The organism is Pedobacter ginsenosidimutans, from assembly GCF_001442625.1.
GTDB lineage: Bacteria > Bacteroidota > Bacteroidia > Sphingobacteriales > Sphingobacteriaceae > Pedobacter > Pedobacter ginsenosidimutans.
In genome coordinates, this window is the sequence record NZ_LMZQ01000022.1 from 1 (window position 1) to 25,394 (window position 25,394).

Sequence of the window (25,394 nt, forward strand, 5' to 3'; positions counted from 1 at the left end):
CATACCAGATTATATAAAGCAGCCAGGATTTAAAAAACCTGGCTGCTTTTGTTTTGATAAGAAGAGGCTGGATCAAAAAGTTAAATTCTATTGGCATTGTTACGTTGAGTTTGTCGGAACGCCCTGCCAAAGCTATTTAATCTAGTCCTTCGACAGGCTCAGGATGACAACCATATTTACGAGATAGCATTTTCTTCGAATACAATGCATATCTTACCCTTATGAAACAAAGTGCCGGAATATTGCTCTTCAGAAGAAAAGATCAGCAGTTGGAATTTTTTCTGGTTCATCCGGGCGGACCGTTCTTTGCCAAAAAAGATCTCGGTTTTTGGACAGTGCCCAAAGGAGAATTAAATGAAAGTGAAGAAGCTTTAACGGCTGCAATCCGCGAATTTAAAGAGGAAACGAGTCAAAGCTTAACCGGCGATTTTATTGAATTGACTCCTATTGTACAAAAGGGAGGTAAAAAAGTGCTGTGCTGGGCATTAGAAGGAGATCTTGATCCTTCAACAATTGTTAGCAATACCTTCGAAATAGAATGGCCGCCACAATCGGGTAAAAAGCAAAGTTTCGCCGAAATAGATAAAGCGCAGTGGTTCGTTTACTCCAATGCTGTTAAATACATTAATGAAAGGCAGATCGCTTTGCTTGATGAATTAAAATCCAAACTAAGCCGTTAATTCGAAGTGTGAAATTTCCTTTTCAGCACCGTTGATGATCATCGAAATCTGATGATCACCCAGATGAAATTTACGTGTAGTAATCAACACGAATTTTTGCTTGCGGATAATGTTTACTGCTGCACCTGCAGGATAAATCCGTTCAGAAATTTTATACACTTTTTTGGTGTTTTGGCCGTTTTGCTTTTTATAGTAAATGGCGTATTCCAACCTGACTTTTTGGTCGGAAGGATTTTCGTTCAGAATAGAAAACGAAAACTCCAGACTTTCGCCAATTTTGATCTGAGGCGTTAAGATTTTGAAATCTTTTAATAAAATTCCTGCATCATCTAAGCCATAATGTTTAAGGATATCGGCATGGCCTTGTTTAAGTAATGTACGGCTGCCATGTTTAATAATGGCATCTGTTTCGGCACTCAAACCCGACCAGTTTTTAGCCACATTTAAAACAACCTGAGGATGATCTTTTGCAATATCGTTTAAGCTATTGGCAACGCTCCGCCTTACGTATTCAGACGGATCTGTTTTAAGTTTTTCCAGTATAGGTAAAATAGATGTAGGATCTTTTTTAAGAAAGGGAATAGCCATGGCCCAGGGTAAGCGCGGGCGACTGCCTTCGCTGGCGAGCCTTCTCACTTTATGGCTTTCGTGCAGCGACCATTGCTGCATCTTTAAAATCATCTCATTTTCGTATTTTAAAATGAAAGGACGAACCGCAAATTCGCAGCTTACAAACTGCGTAACAAATTCGAGTGCTTCAACGGAGCCTTCGAAATCATCAATCCCATAAGTTTCAATGTAGTCAGGAAGGAACATATAAGCCAGGCCATCTTCTCCAACACCCTGAATCCTTAATTGTGCTATTATCTTTTTAATCAGCGCTATCGTTTGAGGGTAATCTTTGGGTAAAAAACCGTGTAATACCTTCGAGGTATGTTTCATCCGCTCTTTTAGCTCTTTTGATTCAAAGTCAGTAGTGAAAATCTTTTCGATAAATTTTCCTTTGTCGAAACCTGGAACGGTAACCGTTAATGCGTGGGCTAATCTATCGTAAAATGAAGGAGAATATAGATCTTTAAGCGGGCTGGCCATATTATTGGTAATTACAGAGTGGTATTTTATTTTAATGCAGCTAATTTACTAAAAATATTAGTATTTTTTATAATACTTCTTCAAATAATTATTTCATCCTATCATTTTTACGTAGTGTTTAAGAATTTCAGCTTTTTCTTTGGCACATTTGTTTATTATAAAAATAACGAAATGAATACAACAAAAATAGGTTGGATCGGGCTAGGGAATATGGGTATCCCGATGGTAGAGCAATTGATAAAAGCAGATTATACAGTTACAGTTTATAACAGGAGCAAGGGCAAGGAAGCTTCGTTGAAAGAAATGGGTGCATCTATCGCTGAAACACCTAAAGCGCTAATTGTAGCTACTGATGTGGTAATTATTATGGTTTCTGATGATGCTGCAATAGAACATATTTTTAAGGGAGAAGAAGGTCTTTTTAGTGGAGAAACTTCCGGTAAGATCATTATCAATATGAGCACGGTTTCTCCTTCAATTTCAAAAGAAATGGCAACGCTGTGTAAAGCAAAAGGCAACCTTTATTTAGATGCACCAGTTTCAGGGAGTGTAAAGCAGGCAGAAACCGGTCAGTTGGTTATTATGGTTGGTGGTGAAGAGGCTGCTTTTAACCAGGTAAAACCTATCCTCGAAAAAATGGGCAAGCTTGCCAAACTTGTTGGCGGAAATGGTGCGGGCAACAGCGCAAAACTGGCCATCAATTCGCTTTTGGCTTTATATGCACAAGGGTTGGCCGAAACCGTTTTGTTTGCTAATGAACAAGGGATTAAAACTGGCGATTTGTTAGAATTGATCAATAATGCAGCCATTGGTAATATTTTTACCAAAATTAAAGGTGATGCTATTATTGCGGATCATTACAAAGCTGCTTTCGCCCTTAAACATATTGTAAAGGATTTGAACCTGGCAAAAGAAGAGGGTATTTCATCGCCATTGGCTAAAACAGCACTGAATACTTTCGAAGCGGCTGCTTCAAAATATGGAGAAGAGGATATTATTGCAGTTGTTAAACAGCTTAAGGGATAAAAAATTGCTGTAACAATCAATAAGGATCATAGCTGAAAATACCATTTTAAATGATGCATTTTCAGCTATTCTGATAGATTGCAATAGTAGAGCTATATTTTTAATCCGCCAAAAGTGCTGCCTAGAATAATTGCCAATACAATTAAGGTAATTACGACATAAAGTTTATCCTTTTCTAGTATAAAAGAAAACAGCGAGAATACAATGCGCATAATTGGGGTGATGATTAAAAGCAATACTCCAAACTGTATAATGGCCATTGGTTTAAACGTAAAAAGCCCCATAAAAATACCGTCGAAAGTGATGAAGTCGTTTTCTTCGCCTTTAAAGATGTGGTAATCAGGTCGGCCTTGCGCTCCACTTTGTACCAAGAAAAGTATGCCGCCCAATAAAACAACCAGGCTAGCCGTGATTACACCAAACCTCAATAGTTTGCCCACGATTTTTTCGACATCGCGGTCTTGTATAAGATGTGTTGAGATGATATTTTTCATTTGTTTTTAACTTAAAATTTGTGATGGTAACCATTGTAGATCATTTCGAGTGCAACGAAGGTGATGGCAATACAGAAAATAATCCTTAAGGTTGAAGGATTAATCTTTGTTAATAATTTTGCACCTGTAAATGCTCCTCCCAATACACCAAGTACTACCGGGAATGCAATTCCTGGATCCATATATCCGCGCTGCAGATAAACTACAGCACTAGCTGCTGCGGTAACACCAATCATAAAATTACTGGTGGTTGTACTTACTTTAAAGGGTATTTTCATTGCCGTATCCATTGCCAGTACTTTTAAAGCACCGGAGCCGATACCCAACAAGCCCGACATTACACCTGCTACCGTCATAATCGAAAAGCCTGCCCCAACGTTTTTGAGTTTATATTCAATGGTGCCAGTTTGGGTGGGGTAACTGCTATTAAGTTTCAGTATTGCAGATAACCTGCTGCCTTCGGTTAAGGCTTCCTGGTTCTTTTTTCTTAAGGTCATTGCAGCAGAAAATAGAAGTACAGTACCAAAAAGAATGGCAATGGTATTAGTTGGTGTATATATCGCAATTAACGCACCTATTACAGCGCCAACGGTGGTGGCTATTTCTAAAAACATACCCAGCCTGATGTTGGTAATACCTTCTTTAATATAAGCACTTGCCGCACCCGATGAATTGGCGATGGAAGCCAGCAGGGCAGCACCAATGGCATAACGGATATCGACATGAAAAACGAGCGTAAGCAAAGGAATTACGACTACCCCGCCACCGAGTCCGGTTAACGAGCCTACAAGGCCTGCAAGGTAGGCCCCGAGTATTAAGATCAGGGTAAAAGTTAAAATTGACATGATTTTATATTTAATGATTGTTGTTCAATATAGTTGTGGTGATTTCGCGGGCAGCATCAGCACTCCTTTTATTTATGGCATCAAATAATGACTGGTGTAAATGATGGCTCATCGCAAAATGGGCAATACCAGAAGGTGCACGTTTGGCAAAAAAATCGCGGATAATTACGGTGAAGCTTTCATAAAGATCACTTAATACACGGTTTCCGGATGCCAGTGCAATGGCGAGATGAAATTCGATATCCGCATTGGCACACGCTGTTCTCGACTCGTTTTTGATGGCCAGTTTTCGTTTTTCAAGTGCTTCGCCAATGGCTTTTAAATCGGCATCGCTTCTGTTTTGCGTAGCTAAACGCACAATTTCCTGTTCCAGCAATGCCCTAACCTGATTAATTTCTTCAAAATCGGAACTGCGTAAACGCTGCTCGATGGGCTCGGCAGGGGCGGCATTAACTTTTGTTCCGGAACCTTGCTGAACGGTGAGGATTCCTGATAAGGTTAGCGATTTTATTGCTTCCCTAATGGTAGAGCGGCCAACGCCATATAACTCCATTAGCGCAGGCTCTGATGGAATTTTTTCGCCCACTTTAAATTTTTCTTCTTTAATATCCTGACGGATTTTAACTGCTATCTGCTCGAAAAGCTTATTCTCCTGTTTCATAGTTTTGAATCTACGGTACAAACATACGATGTTTTATTTAAACATCGTATGTTTTGTGTATGATCAGCATCATTTTATTTTGAAATAGGGTTAATCTGGTACTTACTTTCTGGCCAAGTTTCAGATCGATAAGGTCAAGAAATAGGTTGTATTTAATGAAAATGCTATCAGGAGATATTATTCGTGATGATTAATGAATGATGGTATTTTAATTAGACCCGCTGTTGAATAGATGCGGTTTATATCCTGCATTATTCAACAGCATTTTTGTGATTGCCTAACAGAGAAATTGCTCTTTTTAATACGTGATCTTAGAAATTAGTAAGTACATCCTTGCTATATATAACTATTTATTTGCAAGTTTTGCTTAGGTGTTAAGCTTAAATCAATATCAAGATAGGAGAGAAGCAAGTCAGTGGGGATTTGGTCAAATAGTCCAGGATAAATACGTTTAAATAACGATATTCTGTTTTCGGTATTCTGCAGTCTAAATAAGATGTTTCTATTGTTTACATCAGATATGGCAGTTTGGAGAAAATAAACATTAAATAATGAATCAAGAACAGGATACCATGTGCAGCCTTCCTCCAGTTCAGTTTGGTCTATCAAAAAAACGATAGTATCCTTTATGGCAAAAAGATTGAAGTTCCCGTCTGTTTGTTTAAAACCATTCCGGATATACACACTACCTCTTGTGCCCAACCATATATTGGCCTGCTCTGCCTCTTCATTTACCAAATAGCCATTAACCAGGCCATCTGCTACAAGTATAATCTTACCGTTGGCAGCTGAGCTGTTTGGTTTAAAAAGCGTTTCTCCTTTGCGGATACTGAGAAAGGCCGTATGTCTGTACATAAAACGAATAGCTGCTCTATCTTTCTTCCGATCTAACAATGGAAGAAATACCTTTAAAAAATATTTGATGTAGTTTACTTCCATGTTGATTAATTAAGTTTTGAGGTTAACATATTAATTTGTTTTTTTATTAAGTAAATTGCATTTACAAACTGATCATGCCCAAAGCTCAGATTCATGCCCAAATTAATAGGGTAGGTTTCTTATCAGGTTTCAATGGCACTGCAACGTGTTGTTGGGAGGATAATCAGTTAGAAACTATCTGTCCACCCGAAGCATTAGCTTTTTAAATGCCTTCACACCATCTAAATCGATTTAGTATTTTCGTGTGCGGCTATCGCTTTAGTATTATGCTAACCCCACTTAAAATCGGCTACAACTAAATTCTATATTAAAAATTAATTTTCCTCTGATTTTGATCAAGACTTATCTTGATCTTACTCATCGCTAAAACTAGGTAGCAATGTGGGGAGAATGATAAGTTTTCAGCTGGATATTCCAGATAAGCGTATGCTAATTTTTCATCGTTTTCAAAGCATTCATATTCAGTATGATAATATTATTACCGTCTTTTTCAATTAAGCCCTCTTTGGTGAAATCTCCAAGCACCCTGCTCAGGGTTTCGGTTGCAATGCCTATCAAGGATGCCAGATCATATCTGGGAAGCATAAATCTATTATTCTCTGCAGACTCGTGGTTTAGTTTAGTCAGTTCAATAATTGCTTTTGCTATCCTCTTCCTTACAGAGTAATAGGCGATATTCAGTAACTTTTCATCACGGTTGTTCAAGCCATTGGCAAGCGCTTTAGCAAAAAAGCTGAACATGTCTGGGTAGTCTGTAATTAAAGTCTGGAGATCTGTATAAGGGATGGTCAGTATTTCAACACTATCGATGGCTTCTGCAATTTCCTTATTTTCAGTACCTAGTAGTGCGCCCTGAAGTCCGAAATATTCATGCGGGCCATAAATGCCAGTGATAAATATGTTGCCGGCAGAATCGGCTACATAGGTTTTTATCTTTCCTGATAAAATGTAATGTAATCCGAGCGATCGTCTCTCACCCCTATAATAAAGAACCTGGTTTTTTTTAAAAGATCTGGGCAAATAATCTTCAAATCTTGATCTTAACCAGGATAATTCATCGCCGCTTTTATAAATATTCTTTAATTGAGTATGCCGTTTTAAAAATAATTCATGTTGAAGCCTTTTTTTTCTGAGCCTTACCTCTACATGATTAAGCAGCTCGCCATCATCAAAAGGAGTCATGAGGTAGCCATCTGCGCCCAATTCCATCACTCTGCGGGCAAGGTCATAATCCTGATTGTTCAATACCATAATAAAACTGATGCCCGCAGTTTCCATAAATTTATTAACAACACGCAATACCCCAATTCCGTCCATTTCAGCTACATTTACCTCCGAAATAATTACATCTACCGGACTTTTTCTGATAATGTCGATCGCTTGCTTACCGCTATTTGTTGATTTTACATTGTATTTCCCGATTGTTAGTATTTCGGTGATTTTTATCCTTAGATCGAAATCCTCAAGTATAATCAAGATTTTAGATCCCTCCATTTAAATTTTATGTTTAATCCTGAAGGCAATAGTTTCCTTTAGATTGGCAAAACAGGCGTTAAACCTGATTTCCGGACCTTGTTGTTACGTTATTTAAAGCTTTTCGATAGACTAAATTATGGTCTGCGTGAAAAGAAGATAGACAATTGGAAATAATAAGGGGTAGCAAAAAACTTCAGCCGCTGGGTGGAAAAACTATCTTGACGGAAGTGAAGATAATACTGAAGGCTTTGTTAAAAAAATGATACAGTTTTTTAACAAGCATTTTTAGAAAAGGCATTTATTAAAGGTTTTTATAGGGATTAACGGACAAATATCAAATAAAAATCGTTATTATGATGGATAAAAGGCTTGATAATTGTCAAATACATGTTTGATTGTGATCAATATGGTGAAAACAACTAATTAAAAAGTCTGGTGAATGCTAAGAATTAGTTCAAATAACCGTTTTTTAGTTTTTAGGGAGGATAATACTTCTTTGTTGATTAGGTGAGTAATAAAACTCAAAAGATGTTGTATTGCCAATAAAAATAACACCGTTATCTACCGATGAGGAGTTTAAGTCTTTAAGGATATTTGTGTTTTTTTTGTTGTTTAAACAATTCTGTGCTTCCAGATCGATCCTTCCAAGTACAACAATGGTTGTGATCAGGCAGCTAGTGATGAAGAAATGAAATGACAAATAGCTGAACTGAAACATCCTAACATGAAAAAGAATAATCCATAACAACAATAAAAGAAAAAGGGTGATGCCGAGCAACACCATTAAGAGCTTGGTATCCTGAAAGCTAATGAGGAATGGTAAAAACGTAAATGGCAATACGCCGATCAGAAAGGCAAAATTTCTGGTAAATAGCTGGTTGGTTATATCGTAGATCCAGTAGTGAATGATAAAACCTGTGGTAATGATAAACGGTAAAAAGATTAAAAAAGCGCATTTTTCCCAATACGAAAGCCCTCTTTGTGATAATAAGAGGTCGGCAACGCCATCAAGGTTTAAGATCTCGATATTAAACCTGATAAAAAAATAATATTCACCAAAGATGGCCAAGAACACAAGGTAAATCACTGATAATATCAAATATTTGATGAACAGAATATAAATGGAATTTATTTTATCTGTCATCTTAATTTTTATAAGCGATAAAATGTAACCATAAAACAAAAATATGCGACATAGGATAGATTTTGATTTCCAAATTTGCTGAAGCATTACCTTATTTCCATTGATAAGAATTAATGCGATTAATGATTGTTGTCAAAGCACCTTCTATTCCTGAGTTACTTATACTTCTAGATCCGGTTGGATTAATAAAATTGCCTGATTCTAAAGATTTAATACCTGCATGTCTAGTCTTTAAATAACAAATAATTTTTAATTCGTTAAAAATCAACACTTTAATTATTTTTTTAAAAAATAATAAACATAATATTTGTATCGTACGAAAACAATCGTACCTTTAGGGTATGAAAAGTAATCAAACTGAGAATAATCTGCCCGAACCTACCAAAGCTGAATTAGAAATTCTTCAGGTATTATGGGAATTCGGGCCATCTACAGTTCGGTTTGTAAACGATAAATTGAACGAACAACGGGAGGTGAATTATACCTCAACTTTAAAGCAGATGCAGATCTTAACCGAAAAAGGAATATTAAAACGTGATGAAAGCCAAATGAAGCACATTTATATTCCTGTTGAGGCTGAAGAGAAAACCAAAGTGCAGTTGTTAGACCGTTTTGTAAATACCTTATATAAAGGATCTGCTTCGCAGTTAATGATGCAGCTTCTGGGTAACGAAAAAACCTCTAAACAGGAAATAGAAGAGATTAAGCGGCTATTGGATAGCATGGAATAATTAATAATAACAGATTCTAAAGAACCACAGTGATGGAATTTAAGTTAATTAACCTTTTACCTGAAAATTGGCTTCATGCCCTCGGTGCTACTTTGTTCCATTCGCTATGGCTTGGGGTAATATTGGCCTTGCTTGCTGGTTTGGTTATGTTTACTACCCGAAAAGCAAGTGCGGCAATGCGCTATAATCTACTCACTGTATGTTTAGCGTTGTTTGTTGTGGCCATATTCTTCACCTTTTACAAAGAACTGCAAAAGCCTATAGGTTCTATAACTGATCAGGTTGTAATTAATCTCCCTGGTGGGACCACCGATCAGCCCGTAATTGCAAACGTTCAGCATGATGTGTATTCGGGAATGAACAAAATTCTTTCTTTATGGAATGCATATGCTTATCAGATTGTACTGATCTGGTTTTTGATTATATGTGCGAAAAGCATTCAGTTAATGGTAGGTTTAAATGGTGTATATCATTTGCGTAAACATAAAACCTATGCTGCAGGTAAACAGTGGGATGAAAAGTTAGCTATGCTAGCCAAAAAACTAGGTTTAAATCAATCGGTTAAAATTATGCAGTCGGGTATTGCGCAGGCGCCAATGGTTGTGGGGCATTTTAAACCCTTAATCCTGATTCCATTAGGTTTGCTTACAGGTTTGTCAAATACAGAAGTTGAGGCTATTCTTTCTCACGAACTGGCGCATATTAAACGTAAAGATTACCTGGTAAACCTATTACAAAGTTTTATCGAAATCGTTTTCTTCTTTAACCCAGCGGTACTTTGGGTATCACAATTAATAAAAACAGAACGCGAACATTGCTGTGATGATTTGGCCATTACCTGTGTAAGCGATCGCAAAAACTACGTTCAGGCCCTCGTATTCTGTCAGGAGTTTAAGCAGCGTGCACCTGCTTACGCCATGGCGATAACGGGTAAGAAAGGTAGCCTGCTGCATAGAGCAAGCAGGATGTTATTCAATACCAATTCAACTTTAAACAAAATGGAAAAGACAATATTAACCATCGCCCTGGTATCGGTTGTGGTTTGCAGTGCCGCCTTTAAAAGCGTAGGCAGTGCAAAAACAGTTACCAGAAAAAAAATATCTACTTCAATACAAGTTTTACAGGATACAGCTAAAAAGTCTAAGCTTGTTGAAGGAAAATCTGCCGATCAATTAGAAAAGGAAATCAATTCGAAAATGGATCGTCAATTGAAACAGTTAAACGAAAAAAGCAAAAGCCGCGAAACAGCAGAAGATGTAAAAGCGAGAATTGCTGATCAGCATGCCAGAAAAGACGATGCTGGAAAGGCGGTAGCGGATGAGAGAATGCGGGAAGAAGACGCCAAAGCTAGAATAGCCGATGAAAAACTCCGTATCGCCGATGAGAAATTAGCTAAAGAAGATGCTAAATTAGCTAAGGAAGACGCAAAATGGGCAAAAGAAGATGCCAAGTGGACAAAGGGAGTTGATAAATGGGCAAAGGAAGACGCTAAATGGGTTCAAGAGAATAAAGGTGGCGATGGTCCACGTGTACCAAGAGCACCACGTCCGCCGCGCCCGCCTAGAGCACCAAGGGCACCTCGTGCAGCGTATGCTGTACCGCCAGCACCACCGTTGCCTTCAATTCCGTCAGCTCCAACCAATCCACCAGCTCCACCTACGCCTCCAACGCCCCCTGTATATAACCCAAAAACAAGTACCAGAATAGGTGTGCAGCGTACGGTTACCTCGAAAACCGTAACCAATGGTGATGGACACGATTATACCAACGAAATCAATCAGGAATTGATGAAAGACGGCATTATTAACAGCACCAATAAATTATCGTACAAGCTCAATAAAGACGATTTAATTGTAAACGGCGTTAAGCAAAATGCTGATGTGCAGAAGAAATACAAGCAAAGGTTTTTGAAGAACGAAAATCATTCGCTGATGTATAATTTCCTGATCGAAAACAACAAAAACTAAGTTCTAAAAGCGCTAACCCAATTCACATCATGAAATTTAAGCTCATGGCTTTTTTAGCCGTATGGATGAATATTGCCCTTACCTTTGCTCAAGCTCAAACTCCTCAATCCAGAATTTATGGTCGTGTATTGGATGCCGATGGAAAAAATATAGAATTTGCCACAGCTGCACTGCTTAAAGATTCGGCGTTGCTTAAAACGACTTTCACCGAAAAGGATGGACTGTTTAGTTTTGATAAGCTCAGTTATGGAAAATACCTCATCAAGGTATCGGTTGTAGGTTCGCCGATTTATCAAACCGATACCTTGGTTTTAACCGCCAATCGCGCTGTTATCAATTTGGCCGACATCAAGATCAAAGCTGGAGCGACCAATTTGAAAGAGGTAAATATTTCGGGCCAAAAGGCTTTCGTAGAGCGGAAAATAGACCGTACTGTTGTCAATGTTGATGCTCTGATCTCGAATGCGGGTACAACCGCAATGGATGTGCTAAGTAAATCGCCTGGTGTAAATGTAGATCAGAATGGAGTAATCTCGCTCAAAGGCAAGAGTGGTGTGGCTATTTTCATTGATGATAAACCAACCTATTTATCGGGCGCCGACCTGGATAATTACCTGCGTTCGTTACCTTCCTCTTCGCTTGACCAGATTGAACTGATGACCAATCCACCAGCTAAATATGATGCTGCAGGAAACGGAGGGGTAATTAATATCAAAACCAAGAAAACCAAAATCGCTGGGTTTAACGGAGGGATTAACCTGAGTTTGAACCAGGGGGAGTTAAGTCGCTCGAACAACAGTTTCAACTTTAATTACCGCAAGGATAAGATTAACGTTTTTGGTAACCTGAGCTACAACCTTAACAACAGTTTTACCGATCTCGATCTGAACCGGAAATATAAAAATGACGATGGTAGTGCCAAATCCTACTTTAATCAGAATTCTTATTTCCGCAGGCACGGCAATACTTTTAATTTAAAAACCGGACTTGATTATTATGCTTCTGAGAAAACCACATGGGGTATTGTACTTACCGGAATGAACCGGATTTCCAAACAGGTAAACAACAATACCAGTAATCTGTCCAATGCTTCTATGCAGTTAGACTCGGTAATCAGGGCTGAAAATATCGATCAGATCAAATATCAGAATGCGGGTGTAAATTTAAATTACAGGCACAAATTTAAGCAGGCAGGACGAGAATTGACCTTTGATGCGGATTATCTGCTTTATCGAAATCAAACCGATCAAACTTATTACAACTTCAGTTATCTGCCCAGTGGAGCCTTAAAATACCAGGATATTTTAACAGGTAACCTGCCTTCAAATATTGATATCTATACCGCTAAAGCTGATTATTCACATCCACTGGAAAATAAGTGGAAGCTGGATGCAGGAGTTAAAACCGCTTATACCAAAACCGATAACATTGCCGATTACTTTAATACCGCAAACGGGAAAACCAGTGCCGATTATGAAAAGAGCAATCACTTTTTATATGAGGAGAATATCAATGCGGTTTATCTGAATATGAGCAGGGAAGGGAAGCGGTTTTCGCTCCAGGCTGGCTTAAGGTATGAAAACACGGTTTCTAACGGGCACCAATTAGGCAATCTGATCAAACCCGATTCGAGTTTTAAAAGAACCTATAACAGTTTATTTCCAACGCTTTACTTCTCCTATAAACTCGATACTGCCGGAAACAATCAACTTGGACTGAACTATGGGAGAAGGATCGATCGTCCGTATTATCAGGACCTCAATCCATTCTTTTCTCCTTTGGATAAGTTTACTTATTATGTTGGCAATCCTTTTTTAAAACCTTCTTTTACGCAAAGTATCGAACTGTCGCATACTTATAAAAGTAAGATTACCACAACTTTTGGTTACAGTTGGGTGCGGGACGAGGTGAACGAAACCATCGAAATTTTAAATGGCACCTATTACAGCAGGCCAGCAAATGTGGGCAAAACAAGAGTGGCCAATGTTTCGGTAAATGCAGAGATCGACCTCACGAAATGGGCAAAATTAAATGCCTATATGGAGTTTGCTAAAATAGTTTCAAAAACCGATTTCTATACCGGTTTTTTGGTTACCAATGGCAGTTACTTTAGAACAAACCCGAATGTGCAATTTAAAATCAGCCCTACGTGGAATGCTGAGGTAAATATGAGTTACCAGAGTAAGTTGTCAAATGTTCAGTTTTTACTGGGTTCGGTGCATGAGTTTGGTGCAGCAGTACAGAAAAAGCTCTCTGCAAAAAGCACTTTGAAATTAACTGCAAATGATATTTTCAGAGACCGGATATTTAATGGCGTAATTAACAATCTTGCTGCAACTGAAGCCAATTGGAAAAACAAGCAAGATTCGAGAAACTTTGTTTTGAGTTATAGTTATCGTCTTGGTAAAGCTTTTTCTTCGCCGGCTAAACACGAATCTTCTGGTGCAGATGCAGAAAAGAATAGGGTGAAGAATTAATGGAACAATTCGTCATCCCAACTGAAAGCGAAGCGAAATGGAGGGATCTATAGCGTTGACCATTTTTTTTGGAAAGCAGTGTCTGTAGTGCTTCGGTTCCGCTAGTCCCGCCCTTTGCTTAATTCCGTGAAGGACGAAATAACGCTGTCGGTCGGGTTTGATTTACCTTGGATAGCAGTACTATTTAGGCCTCCTAAACCCGACCGGAGCCGGATTGTTTTAATCCTAAAAGCTCATGCAATTGCTTTCCAAAAAATAATACAAGGGATAGGTCGTCATTGCTGATTGGAGCAAGTGTAATGGAGAATAAGCGTTTGATAAGAGTGGTCAACTTACCAACGATATGGCTATTAAAAGTTTACAACTCTATTTTCCCCTTACACAAACTGATTAAGCACTAACACCCCAACAAGCCCTAGAACAGAAACCAGGCTTTCCATCATGGTCCAGGTGCTAAAAGTTTCTTTTAGGCTGAGGTTAAAATATTCTTTAAACATCCAGAAACCTGTGTCGTTTACATGAGAAAACATTAAACTCCCTGCACCGACCGATAATACCATTAATTCTGGAGGTGTTCCGGGCCCTATTAAAGGGAGTACCATACCTGAAGCGGTTAGCGCGGCCACTGTTGCTGATCCCAGGGTTACCCTAAGCGATGCGGTGATTAACCATGTGAGTAATAATGGCGATAAATTTAGACCACCAGTAAGCTGTTTTACGGTTTCGCCCATACCACTATCAATCAGAATCTGTTTAAAGGCGCCTCCTGCTGCAATAATGAGAATAATCATGGCAATACTTTTAACACCCTCGGCGCACGATTCCATTGCTTTTGTAATGGAAGTTTTCTGAACCGCTAAAGCAATAATAACCGAAATTAATAAGGCAGCAGTAGGATCGGCTAAAAATATAAACAGCGGCTTGCCGATATAATCTATTTTGAAGCTGCTTCCTATGGTTCCGGCGATGATTAAAAATACCGGGAGCAATGCAGTAATGAAACTCCTTGAAGCAGAAGGAAGGTTTTCTTCTTCGTCGATGCTAAAGTGCTGAACAGTTACCGATTGATCGCGTTTGAGAATCAATCGTGGAAAATAGATTCCGGCAATAACCGCAATAGGTACGCTTAAAGTTAAACCGTAAATTAATGTTTTACCAATATCGGCATGGAAAATGCCAGCTAAAGCAACGGGACCAGGGTGGGGCGGTAAAAAACCATGTGTTACCGAAAGAGCTGTGGCCATCGGGATGCCGATGTATAATTTTGATAATCCTGTTGTGGCTGAAATGGCAAAAACCAAAGGGATTAATACCACAAAGCCTGCATTGTAAAACAAAGGAATCCCCACCAATAAACCAGTTAACAGTACGGCCCATTGAATATTCTTTTTGCCAAAAGCTCCAATTAATATGAAAACAATCTTTTTTGCCGATCCGCTATCTTCAATTAATTTGCCCATCATCGCACCGAGTGCCAAAACCATTACCATACTGCCCAGCGTGCTACCTATACCATTGCTGATAGAGGTCATTACCTTTGTGGCAGGCATGCCCAATAAAAGGCCTGTAATAATTGCCACAGCAATTAGGGCAATCATTGGGTTGATCTTTTTCAAGATTAGCACGAAAAGCAACAGGATGCCGAAGAGTAGAATAAATAATGACATTTGGTTAGGGTTTAGGTAATGTGATTAAATGTAGCTTTTACCACAGATGCACGCAGATAAACACTGATTTTAATAATTATCTGTGTCTATCCTTTTTATCTCCCGAAAGTCGGGACAGGTCGTGGTTAATTTTTCATTTTTAGCGCTTTTTACTTTTTAACGGTAATGGTTCTGCCGGTAACGAGATGAAACTCATAAACCCGGTACAGGCCATCATCACTAATTTCTATATTTTCAACGAGGCCGGTTTTGCTAAAGGTATCGGTTACCATATCGCCGATTTTCACATCCTGAAGAATATCGCTTGGTGTATCACTGTTTAATCTGATCATGATGTAAAAGTATTATAATTTGCCAAAAGCTGCATAAAAGAAAAACTTAACAGGAACTGCCTGATTAAAATCAAATTCAGAACCTATAATCATTTAGACCAGCGTATTAAATTTTGATTCGATGTGGTTTCTTGCCTCTTTTTGAAATTCTTCGGGCGTTTGGCCTGTCTGTTTTTTAAAGAAACGGCTAAAATAAGGCCGGTCTGAAAAACCCAGTTCGTATGCAATTTCTTTGATGGTATGTGCACTATGGATGATTTTCCTTTTTGCCTCCAGGATGATGCGATCGTGGATGATCTGCATTCCTGTTTTGTTTAGTTTTTCTTTTAAAATCTGATTTAACCTTTTGGAACTGATGCCGATTTTACCGGCATAGAAATCGGTGTTCCTAACCTGCTGGTAATTGCTTTCGAGTAACATCAAAAATTCGTAGACTCTTTTTTGCTGTACATCATGGCTGGTAAATTCGTGTTCTTTTACCTGGATCAGTTTTAATAAAAATACCTTCAGCAGTGCTTTGGTAATGATAAAAGTATTGCCTGCCTTCTGGTATTCATCCTCAATTAATTTGTAAATATTGCTGAGCTCAGCAGCCGTTTCCTGATTTAGCCTTAAACAGGAAAATTCGCCCTGAACATTAAAGATCTTAAACAGATCGAGGAGGAATTCTTTTTCTTCCCCTTCGAGAACAGATCTTTTAAAAGAGATTAATACACCATTTTTACCGGCTTTGTTAAGCTGGTGCACACGGTAGGGTGGGATGAGGTAAATCCAGTCTCCTTTACTGTCGAATTCTGATGCTTGCAGTGCGTGTAAGGGTTCTTCATTTTTTAACCAAACGATTTCGAAGAACTCTTTTCTGCCCGGATCATTAAGATAGCTAGGCGGGCAATTGCTCAGATCGCGGATATAGATAATGGATTTTTCCAGATGTGTTGCTTCGGGTAATAAACTCATGATGGTTAAAGTTAAACACTTAATTTTTTATCGGTTGGATTAACAGATAATTCTGGTGGACTATTCGGAAACAGTGCTTTTAATATGGCTAATGGATGACTTTTGCCGTGATATGTTTCCTGATTGTCCCATATAAGTGGCTAAATGTATAACCATGCTTGTAAAGAGCTGTCATACCTTTGGGCAAATAAACAGCGCGTGTAAAATGGATTTGAAAGCACCAGTAGAAAATACAGATAGCCAGTTAGCGATAGATAGCCTTGATAACCAGCAGCTGGCCTGGGATCTGCAAATGAACCTGGATAAGATTATTGAGGAGAATACCCGATTGGCCAGACAGATGGAATTAGACCAGTTGATCCCTTTTGTATATCACATTCAGCAGGCAAAACGGATTTTTATTACTGCGGCAGGCCGTTCGGGTTTTGCCATGCAATCGGCAGCAATGCGTTTAATGCATCTTGGACTTACTGTTTATTATGTCGGCGATACCATAAGTCCGGCAATTGAAGCCGGCGATTTATTAATTGCTGCCTCGGGTTCAGGATCAACCGGATCGATTGTAAGGGCGGCAGAAAAATCAAAAGCGGTAGGTGCGGAAGTTGTAGCCATTACTACAAATGCCGGATCGTTATTGGCAAAACTGGCCAGCCATGTGGTACTGGTACCGGCAGCAGAAAAAGAAGACCACAGTGCAAAAATATCTACCCAGTATGCAGGAAGCCTGTTCGAGCAGTTTTTGCTTTTACTTAACGATGCCGTTTTTCAATCGCTTTGGAAACTGAGCGGGCAAGCAGCAGAAACATTATGGAAGAGACACGCCAATCTTGAATAACAATTAATTATAATATAAATAAAATAGAATCATGGCAAAATTACAAGTAGCAATAGATTTATTAACAACTGAAGAAGCCTTAGCATTGGCAGCAAAAGTAGCCCCATACGTAGATATTATTGAATTGGGCACTCCGCTGATCAAGAATATGGGTTCTACAGTAATTACCGCAATGAAAGCTGCACACCCTGATAAACTGGTTTTTGCAGATTTAAAAACCGCAGACGCGGGCGAATTAGAGGCTGATATCGCATTTAAAGCAGGAGCTGATTTGGTTACCGTAATGGGGGCTGCAGGAAATGCAACGATTATTGGTGCTGTTAAAGCTGCAAAAGCGCATGGAAAAGGAGTAGTGGTAGATACCATTGGTTATCCTGACCGCGTTAAAAGAGCACAAGAGGTTACTGCATTAGGTGTTGAATTTGTAGAACTACACGCAGGTTTAGATGAACAGTGGACGGCCGGTTATTCTATTCAAGTGCTTATTGATGAGGCTGCAAGAGCTGGAGTTCCGGTTTCTATTGCTGGTGGGGTAAATATTGATAACGTTTCTGCAGTTATACAGGCAGGTGCTATAGTTGCCGTTGCAGGTGCTGCAATTTATGGTGCTGAAGATCCTGCTGCTGCGGCAAAAGCGCTTCGCGAAGCAATTGATGCTGCATAGTTATTAGTGGATAATCTGTTAGCATAGGCCCTTGGTTTATGCTAACAGATTATATTTTACTATACTAATGATAGGGTCTATTTATTAGATTGCCCTACCATAAGTTAACTCTCCGTTCTCAATATCTTTAATGGTGGTTGGTTCAGGATGCTTCTTGTGCTTAGTACACCCGTAATTACCACGAGTAGTACAATTGAGGCGAATAACAATAAGGTTGGTACAAATGGAGGCACAAAGGCTGCATCGAAAGTGAATTTAGCCAATGCCCAGCTTCCGCTGATGGCTAAAATTAATCCGGCACCTGCGGCAAAAGCACCTAAAAAGAAATATTCAATTGCGTTTATTGCTAAAATCTGCTTTCGGCTAGCACCCATGGTCCGCAACAAAATACTTTCTTTTATCCGCTGGTTTTTACTGGTTAATACCGAAGATATTAAAACAATCCAACCGGTAACCATGCTAAAGCCAGCCATGAACTGAATCACAAAACCGATTTTGCTTAATAGCTCATCTAAGAGTTTTAATACCAGATCTAAATCGATGACCGAAACATTTGGAAATTTTTGCACCACTTCTCCCTGAAAACGGGCTGAAACTTCGCCCGATGGTACCCTGGTCATCAACACATGAAACTGTGGTGCTTCTTCTAATACGCCTGCCGGAAAAACAACCCTGAAATTGGTCTGCATCCTGCTCCAGTTTACTTCCCTCAAACTTCCAACAACCGTTGGGATCATCATACCCTGCACATTAAAAAGGATTTTATCATTTAGCTCAACATGAATCTGCTGGGCATAACGCTGATCCAGTGAAATATAAACCGTTTCATTTGGTTTTATTTTTCCGGTCCATTTGCCTGCTGTAATTTTCTCTGCTGCAGTTAAAGTATCCTGGTAGGTAGCCCTGATTTCGTTGCGATAAGCCCTTCTGTTATTGGTATCTGCACTGGCTTTCTTCCCGTTAATTTCTTCAATGCGCATGGTAATTACAGGCACCCGGTTCATTAGCGGTAATTTGAAAGCTTTGGTTAAACTGTCTAATCCTTCTTTTTGCGTGTTCTGGATATCGAACATCACCATATTGGGCTGGTTAGCGCCTGATGAAAGCGTAACGCGACTCATTAATATCCCCTGAACAAAAAACAGGGTACAGATAAATGCAGTTGATAAGCCTATAGAAACGGTAAGCATCAGGGTTTGGTTATTTGGCCGGTAAAGGTTAGCAAAACCCTGTCGCCATAAATAACTGGATGAATTGGGCAAGAGTTTTCTCACCAGGAACATCAACAGTTTAGACAGTATGATCAACAGCACAAAAGCAATGGCAATACTTGCAGTAAAAGCCAGCGTTTGTATCCATGTTTTCATCTGCAAGTGCGTAAAAGCCGTAATAAAAACCGCCATAAGCAGATACACCAACCAGGTTAGCGGATCTCTTTTTCCAGTTGCTTTTTCGAAAGATATGCGGATGGCATTTAATGGCGAAATTCTTCTAACGGATAGGAGTGAGGGAAGGGCAAAGAGGATCGAGATGATCAGGCCAAGTAACAGCCCCTGACCAACAGCGGGCCACGAAACCTGCATGGTGATCTCCACAGGTAAAAAATCTTTTAGTACCAGTGGAAGCAAAAATTGTATACCCGTGCCTAAGGCTGCGCCTAAAACAGCGGCAATTAAGCCAATAAAAAAGACCTGGATAAGGTAAATTAAAAATGCATGACGCGATTTTAGCCCTAAACACCTCAGCGTAGCAATCGCGCTTAACTTTTCCTGGATATACACATGGATAGCGCTACCTACACCAACACAACCCAGCAGCAAAGCAATAAAACCCGAAAGGGCAAGAAAACGGTTTACATCTTTAAATGATCTTCCGGTCTGTTCTTTTCTCGATTCAACCGTATCGGCATCGAAACCTTCTTTTTCTAATTTGCTATCCTGCTTTTTTACCCATTCATCTATTTTGGAAGGATCATTGTACCTGAAATAAAATTTATTGTTGATCCGGCTTCCGGTTTTAATCAGATTTGTTTTATCGAGGGTTTTTAGTGGAATATAAACCGTAGGGGCAATACTTGCACCAATACCGGTTTGGCCCGGGGCTTTGGTTAAAGTGCCCAGTATGTTGAAATTGAGATCGCCGATTTTTACCGAATCGCCAACTTTAGCATTAAACTGCAGCATCAGAGTTTGATCTACCAATGCATTTCTTCCCGATTGAAAATGTTTTGCTGCGGCTAAAGGAATGCTCTCTATTGCACCATAATAGGGGTAATTCCCTTCCAGTGCTTTCATCTGTACCAAACGGCTGCCCCCACCTTTCTGGAAATAGATCATCGAAGCAAAGGTTTTCTCCTGCGATCGTTCATCGCCTAGTGTATCGAGCATTTTTTGCATCGCTTTGCTTACACCTTTCCGGCTATCTAAAACCAGATCGGCTCCTGTAAGTTCTTTTGCCTGTGCATCGATATCCTTTTGCAGGTTATCTTTAAACGAATAAACTGCAACGAGGGCTGCAATGCCCAAAACAATGGATGAGATAAAGAGCAATAAACGCGCACGGTTTTTCCTGCTATCACGCCAGGCCATTTTAAACAGCCATGAAAACTTAATGGATTGTTTTGGGAGGCTATTAGGCATAAGTAGGATTTTCGTCTGAAATGATTACACCGCCTTTAATTTTAATGCTCCTTGCTGTTCTGGCAGCCAATTCAAGATCGTGTGTTACGATGATCAGTGTGGTTCCGGCATCTTTATTTAAATCAAAAAGCAATTTGATCACTTTTTCACTGGTTTCTGCATCAAGGTTTCCGGTGGGTTCATCTGCAAAAAGAATAGCAGGTTGGTTCGAAAATGCCCTTGCCAGCGAAACGCGCTGTTGCTCACCACCTGATAATTGTACAGGATAGTGATGCGAACGGTCGGCAAGGCCAACTTTATCCAGCAGTTCCAGCGCATGCGCACGGATGTTTTTTGCTCCTCTCAATTCTAAAGGTACCATTACATTTTCGAGTGCAGTTAGAGTGGGCAACAGTTGAAAGTTCTGAAAAATGAAACCCACATATTGATTTCTGATCGCTGCCCTTTCATCTTCATTCAATTTCTCTAAGGCAATGCCATTCAGTTCAACCGTTCCGCTACTGGCCCTGTCCAATCCGGCACATAAACCAAGTAAGGTTGTTTTTCCGCTTCCTGAAGGACCTGTTATGGCTACCGTTGAGCCAGCTGTTATCGAAAAATTAATGTTATCCAAAACGGTGAGTTCCCGTCCGGCACTTTGATAAATTTTGCTTACATTTCGGATGTTCAATATGCTTTCCAATAGCTGAATTTTTAGGGTTTGCGTATAGATTGTGGCCAAACATAACGAGGCAATGCCTGTTAAGATAATGGTTTAAACAATAATTAGATATAGATTACTTAGATATGTTACGAAAACGATTAATGGGGCTATTTGTTTTGAGCCTTGTACTACTAAGCTGCGGAAACCGCGAAAATAAAAGCAATACCGATAAAACTTTAGATTCGACTGACCAAAAAACGGCTACCGTGCCTTCTGAGCAGAAGAATATCCTCTTTTTTGGGACCAGTTTAACCGCAGGTTATGGGCTAGATCCAACTGAAGCTTACCCGGCATTGATCCAAAATCGGATCGATTCTTTACAAATGCCTTACAAAGTAATTAATGGTGGTTTAAGTGGCGAAACATCTGCCGGTGGAAAAGGACGGATTGATTGGTTACTTAAACAACGTGTGGATGTTTTTGTACTCGAACTTGGCGCTAATGATGGACTGCGTGGGTTGCCTGTATCGCAAACGATTAAAAACCTTCAGGCGATTATTGATCGGGTAAAAGCTAAATACCCTGATGCTAAAATGGTATTGGCGGGGATGCAGGTGCCGCCAAATATGGGGGCCAAATATGCTGCCGACTTTAAAAACATGTTTCCTGATCTGGCAAAGAAAAACCAAATGGCCCTGATCCCCTTTTTATTGGATAAGGTAGGTGGTGTTCCGACATTAAACCAGGCCGATGGTATACATCCAACTGCCGAAGGAGATAAGATTCTTACCGAAAACGTATGGGTAGTATTGAAGGATTTGTTGTAGTTTATACAGTTTTAACCACAGTTAATCTGAACAATTAATTCCATTCTCTATCTTACATTTCCAATCTTTTAACCACAGAGGTCGCAAAGAAAAGGCACAGAGGAAATTAAGATCCTGAGATAAACTACCGTTGGTAAACGCTGATAGAAAAATCGTCATCTCGACCGAAGCAACGCGGAGCGGAGCGATCTTTGAACCATGTTCCCGAAAGGTTAAGATTTCTCCTCCGAAGGAGTTTCTTTGGAATGCTGCAGTCGAAAGCTTTTGCTTTAATCTTTAATAATTATATCCGACTTGATGCGAGACTGAAATGTCAAGCCTTAACTACCTGCGGTGAGCTCGCTTAAGGCTCGGTTTACTTCGTAGCTTTCCGCTGCGCTACAGGTCAGGGTGACGATTTTATAAGACGACAAATAAACAACTACATTTTTTTCACTCTTGCCTGAAACTTTTTAGCGTTCCATCATTGTTAAACTGAATATCGTAGCGCACGCGGCTGCCGTTAATGGTTGATGGGAACCAACGCATGCCATCATCCCAAATTGAAATATAGGCTGAGGTGGTGGGTTTTGCACCTTCAACCTGAGCGGCTCTATCGTTATAAATCTGCATTACTTTTTGTGCATCTGCAAAATTTATTCTACTTAAAGGAAAGGTCCTGCGCTCGATATTTCTGGCCTGTATAGGTTTTGGTTCAGACCAATAACCATCTTTGTATTGGTATGCATCTACATATTTAGGGTTTTCGGGATGCTGTAAGGCGAGTTTAATGGAACCATCTTCATAAAAGTGTACAGATTCATATATCAGAATTTCTCTATCACGGTATTGTGGCAGCTGCCTTAGTTTCTCTTCTGCCTTTGCTAATTGTGAAGCACTTAACATTCCTTTCCTGGCTTTAGCTGTTGGTTTTTCTGTATTGCTGTTTTTTGACCCTGGCTGAGGCAGGTTCATATCCTTTAAAAATTCATTTACCCTTTTTTGAATTTCCTTGCTACCTGCTGGCGTTTGCTTTTGTTTCAACAATTCCAGATCATGAAAAAGTTCTTTTGCCTTGTCCTGAAGTTCTGGTGTTTTAACCGTATCGCCGTTTATCACTATAAATTTCTCCTGATGATGTGTAGAAGTTCTCGTCGTTGTTTTGGTGGTCCCGGTATGTTCTCCATCTGATCCAATATCGTTTTCTTTGTTATATTTTCTAACCAAAGAATCGTTTGGATGAAAGGTTTCATCTACACTTTTTGTGACCTGTTTGCAGCTCAAACACAAGAGGCAAGACATTATGATCAGGCTGGAAATGTTGTTTAAGTTTTTCATCAGAATTCTCCTTTAACTTCGTTCAGGTCTTTTTCAAGGGCAATTTTCTGTGGATTTTCTTTGAGGTAAAAAATGGATACATGTTCCTGTTTGGTTATGTCCAGATCGAGCAGGTCAACAATCTTTTTTAGGTTTGCCTTATGTTTTTGGTTGTATTGATCGGTAAATTCCAGCTCAAAATTAATCATTGGCTGTTCATTAATAAAGGTTCCGGTCTGGCTGACCTTAATCAACCTGGCAGTTGTCCGGATACCTTTAAATTTGATCAGGAACAATTCATTTGGCTTACCCAAAAGTTTGCTGTTGATAATGGCGCCTAAAATCCGGTAAAAAAGAAGTGCTGCGGGGCAAACCAATAACGGATGGCCTATGCTCATAAAACGCCAGCCCATGCCTTCGCTTTCTGAGTAATAAGAATAAACAAAATAGCCGGCAATGATACAGGTAAAAGCGAGCCAACCCAAGTTAACCAACGCTACTATGGTTTTGTTTATGCTCACTTCTGTACTGGTGAAAATGAGATAAGGGACTTTGTTTGCCTCCTTATCCAACAGTATGCCCACGGTTTTACCAACCTCATAGCGGCGTTCGTAAGGTTTTGAATCATTTATTGTGGTTTTTTGCCTGATTTCACTACCTGACAGGTTTTTAAACTGAAGTGTGAGTTCATAGGTATCATAAGCCGCGTTAGGTTTTGATACTTTTGCAGCCTCTATAATTTTGGCCTCACGCGGCTCACCGGTATTTTTGAGTTTTTCTATGTTGCGCTTTATCGAAAAAGTACGGATTACCCATTTGCGGTAATAGCCTATTAAGAGAATAATCCACAATAATATAGAAACCGCTACCAGACTTAACGATAGCCATGGGTTTCTTTCCATCAGGTTTGGCATGTTGTGGCTCTTAATGTTGTAATATAACAACATCGGGAAAGGAATGGCAAAAAACAACATGTAAAGTATCCAGAATATCGAAAGTCCTTTTCTCATGGTTATCTGGTTGAGGTTTTGATTGATTGAATTATTGAGCAACTGGATAAATAACTACTAAAAAGGCATCTTTTCTACTGCAATGTTATTGTCCTTAGCGTACTTGTCGGCAAGTTTCCACAACTTATTGTATTTCTCAATAAATGCGTCATAGGGCTTGGTATCGAGTTCAGTTAAGGCCTCGTTAATGTTTTCCTCGGGCTCATGTTTATCTATCATTTTGGCTATTTTGAGATGTTTCTCCTTGTAACTCGTTAAAACATAGTTATGCAGTATTATTGAAGCATCCAGCATAGGTTTTGTTTCTGGAGTTGGCCGCAGTTTTTTTACTTTCTCTAAATTCTTTTCGGCCCTGGCAATCGAATTTTTCAGGTATTCTTCGCAACCGGTAACTTTGCCAGGACCAGATACGTTTTTAATGTATTCTTGATAGCCTTCAAAATAATAAGTGCCAAAACGCGATATATCATTGGCATTTAAGGCTGCCTGGTCAAAATATTCTTCGGGGGTATTTACGGTAAGGTTGCATGCGGTGATGGTCGAGACCATCACCATTAGCATGACATTTTTGATGTTGAGGCGCATAAACTTCTTTTTAGTATTTACCAACAAATGAAGATTTGTCTTCGAACCATTTACCAATAAGCGGAACAGGCTTTAATGCACCATTGGCCGCATTGATAATACCCATAATCCAAAGAATGATAAATGCATAACCAACAAATCCCAAGAAAGATAAACTAGGTACTATACTGGCAACGATGGTAAATGCTATGTTGAAAATGATACTTACAATAGCCAGACCTAGCGACTGTCTTAAGTGATATTTAAGCAAGGTGTCAGCTTTATCTTTTCCCATAAAATAAGCTACTAACCAACCGATAAGGGTGATGTAAGAAATGATTGAAAGGGTTTTGTTGTCCATGATTTCTGTTTTTTAGATTAAAAAATTATTTAGGTCAAATTTGGGGTTAATCATCATTCTTTAAAAG

General features: G+C 39.4%; 24 protein-coding genes. 8 read left to right on the forward strand and 16 right to left on the reverse strand.

Annotated elements, in window-relative coordinates; genetic code table 11:
* Positions 1-221 precede the first annotated feature (221 nt).
* Positions 222-680 (forward strand): NUDIX hydrolase, encoded by a 459-nt coding sequence (locus tag ASU31_RS20445; RefSeq protein ID WP_057934131.1) that lies wholly within the window; start codon positions 222-224, stop codon positions 678-680.
* Here ASU31_RS20445 and ASU31_RS20450 read toward each other — a convergent pair.
* Positions 669-1,772 (reverse strand): DNA alkylation repair protein, encoded by a 1,104-nt coding sequence (locus ASU31_RS20450; RefSeq protein WP_057934132.1) that lies wholly within the window; start codon positions 1,770-1,772, stop codon positions 669-671. The two genes, ASU31_RS20445 and ASU31_RS20450, sit on opposite strands and share 12 nt — an antisense overlap.
* Positions 1,773-1,943: 171 nt before the next feature.
* Between ASU31_RS20450 and ASU31_RS20455 the strand changes: the two genes are divergently transcribed.
* On the forward strand, positions 1,944-2,798 hold the full coding sequence (locus ASU31_RS20455) for an NAD(P)-dependent oxidoreductase (protein WP_057934158.1): 855 nt from the start codon (positions 1,944-1,946) through the stop codon (positions 2,796-2,798).
* Between the two features lie 92 nt (positions 2,799-2,890).
* Here the strand turns inward: ASU31_RS20455 and ASU31_RS20460 are convergent, their stop codons facing one another.
* The 6 genes from ASU31_RS20460 to ASU31_RS20485 all read right to left on the reverse strand — a co-directional run bounded on the left by ASU31_RS20460 (position 2,891) and on the right by ASU31_RS20485 (position 8,357).
* Positions 2,891-3,292 (reverse strand): DUF1634 domain-containing protein, encoded by a 402-nt coding sequence (locus tag ASU31_RS20460; RefSeq protein WP_057934133.1) that lies wholly within the window; start codon positions 3,290-3,292, stop codon positions 2,891-2,893.
* Between the two features lie 11 nt (positions 3,293-3,303).
* Complete coding sequence (locus ASU31_RS20465) at positions 3,304-4,137, reverse strand: sulfite exporter TauE/SafE family protein (RefSeq protein ID WP_057934134.1); 834 nt, start codon at positions 4,135-4,137, stop codon at positions 3,304-3,306.
* Between the two features lie 10 nt (positions 4,138-4,147).
* Positions 4,148-4,798 (reverse strand): FadR/GntR family transcriptional regulator, encoded by a 651-nt coding sequence (locus tag ASU31_RS20470; RefSeq protein WP_057934135.1) that lies wholly within the window; start codon positions 4,796-4,798, stop codon positions 4,148-4,150.
* A gap of 336 nt (positions 4,799-5,134) precedes the next feature.
* Positions 5,135-5,737 (reverse strand): cyclic nucleotide-binding domain-containing protein, encoded by a 603-nt coding sequence (locus ASU31_RS20475; protein ID WP_057934136.1) that lies wholly within the window; start codon positions 5,735-5,737, stop codon positions 5,135-5,137.
* A 429-nt stretch (positions 5,738-6,166) separates the two neighbouring features.
* Entirely contained in the window at positions 6,167-7,231 is a 1,065-nt protein-coding gene (locus ASU31_RS20480; RefSeq protein ID WP_057934137.1) for a response regulator, read from the reverse strand.
* A 451-nt stretch (positions 7,232-7,682) separates the two neighbouring features.
* Positions 7,683-8,357, reverse strand: coding sequence for a hypothetical protein (locus ASU31_RS20485; protein ID WP_057934138.1), 675 nt, complete (start codon positions 8,355-8,357; stop codon positions 7,683-7,685).
* 341 nt (positions 8,358-8,698) lie between these two features.
* Here ASU31_RS20485 and ASU31_RS20490 point away from each other — a divergent pair, with 341 nt between their 5' ends.
* The 3 genes from ASU31_RS20490 to ASU31_RS20500 are packed head-to-tail and all read left to right on the forward strand — an operon-like array spanning position 8,699 to position 13,532.
* A complete protein-coding gene (locus tag ASU31_RS20490; RefSeq protein WP_029275844.1) occupies positions 8,699-9,088 on the forward strand; it encodes a BlaI/MecI/CopY family transcriptional regulator in 390 nt (129 codons plus the stop codon).
* A gap of 32 nt (positions 9,089-9,120) precedes the next feature.
* The gene (locus tag ASU31_RS20495) at positions 9,121-11,055 is read left to right on the forward strand and encodes a M56 family metallopeptidase (protein WP_057934139.1); all 1,935 of its coding nucleotides are present in this window, start codon (positions 9,121-9,123) and stop codon (positions 11,053-11,055) included.
* Between the two features lie 29 nt (positions 11,056-11,084).
* Positions 11,085-13,532 carry a TonB-dependent receptor gene (locus tag ASU31_RS20500; RefSeq protein ID WP_057934140.1) on the forward strand — a complete coding sequence of 816 codons (2,448 nt, stop codon included), beginning with the start codon at positions 11,085-11,087 and terminating at the stop codon, positions 13,530-13,532.
* Positions 13,533-13,909: 377 nt separating this feature from the next.
* On the opposite strand, the gene ASU31_RS20505 is transcribed toward ASU31_RS20500, so the two are convergent.
* The 3 genes from ASU31_RS20505 to ASU31_RS20515 all read right to left on the reverse strand — a co-directional run bounded on the left by ASU31_RS20505 (position 13,910) and on the right by ASU31_RS20515 (position 16,488).
* On the reverse strand, positions 13,910-15,199 hold the full coding sequence (locus ASU31_RS20505; RefSeq protein WP_057934141.1) for a gluconate:H+ symporter: 1,290 nt from the start codon (positions 15,197-15,199) through the stop codon (positions 13,910-13,912).
* A gap of 149 nt (positions 15,200-15,348) precedes the next feature.
* Positions 15,349-15,531 (reverse strand): hypothetical protein, encoded by a 183-nt coding sequence (locus ASU31_RS20510; RefSeq protein WP_057934142.1) that lies wholly within the window; start codon positions 15,529-15,531, stop codon positions 15,349-15,351.
* 93 nt (positions 15,532-15,624) lie between these two features.
* The gene (locus ASU31_RS20515) at positions 15,625-16,488 is read right to left on the reverse strand and encodes a helix-turn-helix domain-containing protein (protein WP_057934143.1); all 864 of its coding nucleotides are present in this window, start codon (positions 16,486-16,488) and stop codon (positions 15,625-15,627) included.
* Positions 16,489-16,693: 205 nt separating this feature from the next.
* Here ASU31_RS20515 and hxlB point away from each other — a divergent pair, with 205 nt between their 5' ends.
* Both hxlB and hxlA read left to right on the forward strand, forming a co-directional pair.
* The gene (gene hxlB, locus ASU31_RS20520; RefSeq protein ID WP_083505461.1) at positions 16,694-17,323 is read left to right on the forward strand and encodes a 6-phospho-3-hexuloisomerase; all 630 of its coding nucleotides are present in this window, start codon (positions 16,694-16,696) and stop codon (positions 17,321-17,323) included.
* Between the two features lie 31 nt (positions 17,324-17,354).
* A complete protein-coding gene (hxlA, locus tag ASU31_RS20525; RefSeq protein ID WP_057934144.1) occupies positions 17,355-17,987 on the forward strand; it encodes a 3-hexulose-6-phosphate synthase in 633 nt (210 codons plus the stop codon).
* A gap of 104 nt (positions 17,988-18,091) precedes the next feature.
* Here the strand turns inward: hxlA and ASU31_RS20530 are convergent, their stop codons facing one another.
* Positions 18,092-20,626, reverse strand: coding sequence for an ABC transporter permease (locus ASU31_RS20530; protein WP_057934145.1), 2,535 nt, complete (start codon positions 20,624-20,626; stop codon positions 18,092-18,094).
* The gene (locus ASU31_RS20535; protein WP_057934160.1) at positions 20,619-21,308 is read right to left on the reverse strand and encodes an ABC transporter ATP-binding protein; all 690 of its coding nucleotides are present in this window, start codon (positions 21,306-21,308) and stop codon (positions 20,619-20,621) included. Before ASU31_RS20535 ends, ASU31_RS20530 begins: the two co-directional genes overlap by 8 nt.
* A gap of 104 nt (positions 21,309-21,412) precedes the next feature.
* Here ASU31_RS20535 and ASU31_RS20540 point away from each other — a divergent pair, with 104 nt between their 5' ends.
* Entirely contained in the window at positions 21,413-22,096 is a 684-nt protein-coding gene (locus ASU31_RS20540; RefSeq protein WP_057934146.1) for an arylesterase, read from the forward strand.
* 432 nt (positions 22,097-22,528) lie between these two features.
* Here the strand turns inward: ASU31_RS20540 and ASU31_RS20545 are convergent, their stop codons facing one another.
* The 4 genes from ASU31_RS20545 to ASU31_RS20560 are packed head-to-tail and all read right to left on the reverse strand — an operon-like array spanning position 22,529 to position 25,327.
* A complete protein-coding gene (locus tag ASU31_RS20545) occupies positions 22,529-23,413 on the reverse strand; it encodes a hypothetical protein (RefSeq protein WP_057934147.1) in 885 nt (294 codons plus the stop codon).
* Positions 23,413-24,402, reverse strand: a complete 990-nt coding sequence (locus ASU31_RS20550) for a hypothetical protein (protein WP_057934161.1) — start codon at positions 24,400-24,402, stop codon at positions 23,413-23,415. Before ASU31_RS20550 ends, ASU31_RS20545 begins: the two co-directional genes overlap by 1 nt.
* Before the next feature lie 57 nt (positions 24,403-24,459).
* Positions 24,460-24,987 carry a hypothetical protein gene (locus ASU31_RS20555; protein ID WP_057934148.1) on the reverse strand — a complete coding sequence of 176 codons (528 nt, stop codon included), beginning with the start codon at positions 24,985-24,987 and terminating at the stop codon, positions 24,460-24,462.
* A 10-nt stretch (positions 24,988-24,997) separates the two neighbouring features.
* Positions 24,998-25,327: a DUF4870 domain-containing protein gene (locus ASU31_RS20560; RefSeq protein ID WP_057934149.1), complete on the reverse strand. Its 330-nt coding sequence runs from the start codon at positions 25,325-25,327 to the stop codon at positions 24,998-25,000.
* Positions 25,328-25,394 lie beyond the last annotated feature (67 nt).

Bases quoted from the DNA above. Each gene is read 5' to 3' on its own strand.
- ASU31_RS20495 (WP_057934139.1), top strand. From the start codon at position 9,121: ATGGAATTTAAGTTAATTAACCTTTTACCTGAAAATTGGCTTCATGCC.
- ASU31_RS20455 (WP_057934158.1), top strand. From the start codon at position 1,944: ATGAATACAACAAAAATAGGTTGGATCGGGCTAGGGAATATGGGTATC.
- ASU31_RS20555 (WP_057934148.1), bottom strand. From the start codon at position 24,987: ATGCGCCTCAACATCAAAAATGTCATGCTAATGGTGATGGTCTCGACC.
- ASU31_RS20545 (WP_057934147.1), bottom strand. From the start codon at position 23,413: ATGAAAAACTTAAACAACATTTCCAGCCTGATCATAATGTCTTGCCTC.
- ASU31_RS20500 (WP_057934140.1), top strand. From the start codon at position 11,085: ATGAAATTTAAGCTCATGGCTTTTTTAGCCGTATGGATGAATATTGCC.
- ASU31_RS20505 (WP_057934141.1), bottom strand. From the start codon at position 15,199: ATGTCATTATTTATTCTACTCTTCGGCATCCTGTTGCTTTTCGTGCTA.
- ASU31_RS20515 (WP_057934143.1), bottom strand. From the start codon at position 16,488: ATGAGTTTATTACCCGAAGCAACACATCTGGAAAAATCCATTATCTAT.
- ASU31_RS20445 (WP_057934131.1), top strand. From the start codon at position 222: ATGAAACAAAGTGCCGGAATATTGCTCTTCAGAAGAAAAGATCAGCAG.
- ASU31_RS20465 (WP_057934134.1), bottom strand. From the start codon at position 4,137: ATGTCAATTTTAACTTTTACCCTGATCTTAATACTCGGGGCCTACCTT.
- ASU31_RS20480 (WP_057934137.1), bottom strand. From the start codon at position 7,231: ATGGAGGGATCTAAAATCTTGATTATACTTGAGGATTTCGATCTAAGG.
- ASU31_RS20530 (WP_057934145.1), bottom strand. From the start codon at position 20,626: ATGCCTAATAGCCTCCCAAAACAATCCATTAAGTTTTCATGGCTGTTT.
- ASU31_RS20510 (WP_057934142.1), bottom strand. From the start codon at position 15,531: ATGATCAGATTAAACAGTGATACACCAAGCGATATTCTTCAGGATGTG.
- ASU31_RS20560 (WP_057934149.1), bottom strand. From the start codon at position 25,327: ATGGACAACAAAACCCTTTCAATCATTTCTTACATCACCCTTATCGGT.
- ASU31_RS20470 (WP_057934135.1), bottom strand. From the start codon at position 4,798: ATGAAACAGGAGAATAAGCTTTTCGAGCAGATAGCAGTTAAAATCCGT.
- ASU31_RS20460 (WP_057934133.1), bottom strand. From the start codon at position 3,292: ATGAAAAATATCATCTCAACACATCTTATACAAGACCGCGATGTCGAA.
- ASU31_RS20485 (WP_057934138.1), bottom strand. From the start codon at position 8,357: ATGACAGATAAAATAAATTCCATTTATATTCTGTTCATCAAATATTTG.
- hxlB (WP_083505461.1), top strand. From the start codon at position 16,694: ATGGATTTGAAAGCACCAGTAGAAAATACAGATAGCCAGTTAGCGATA.
- hxlA (WP_057934144.1), top strand. From the start codon at position 17,355: ATGGCAAAATTACAAGTAGCAATAGATTTATTAACAACTGAAGAAGCC.
- ASU31_RS20450 (WP_057934132.1), bottom strand. From the start codon at position 1,772: ATGGCCAGCCCGCTTAAAGATCTATATTCTCCTTCATTTTACGATAGA.
- ASU31_RS20550 (WP_057934161.1), bottom strand. From the start codon at position 24,402: ATGAGAAAAGGACTTTCGATATTCTGGATACTTTACATGTTGTTTTTT.
- ASU31_RS20490 (WP_029275844.1), top strand. From the start codon at position 8,699: ATGAAAAGTAATCAAACTGAGAATAATCTGCCCGAACCTACCAAAGCT.
- ASU31_RS20540 (WP_057934146.1), top strand. From the start codon at position 21,413: ATGTTACGAAAACGATTAATGGGGCTATTTGTTTTGAGCCTTGTACTA.
- ASU31_RS20475 (WP_057934136.1), bottom strand. From the start codon at position 5,737: ATGGAAGTAAACTACATCAAATATTTTTTAAAGGTATTTCTTCCATTG.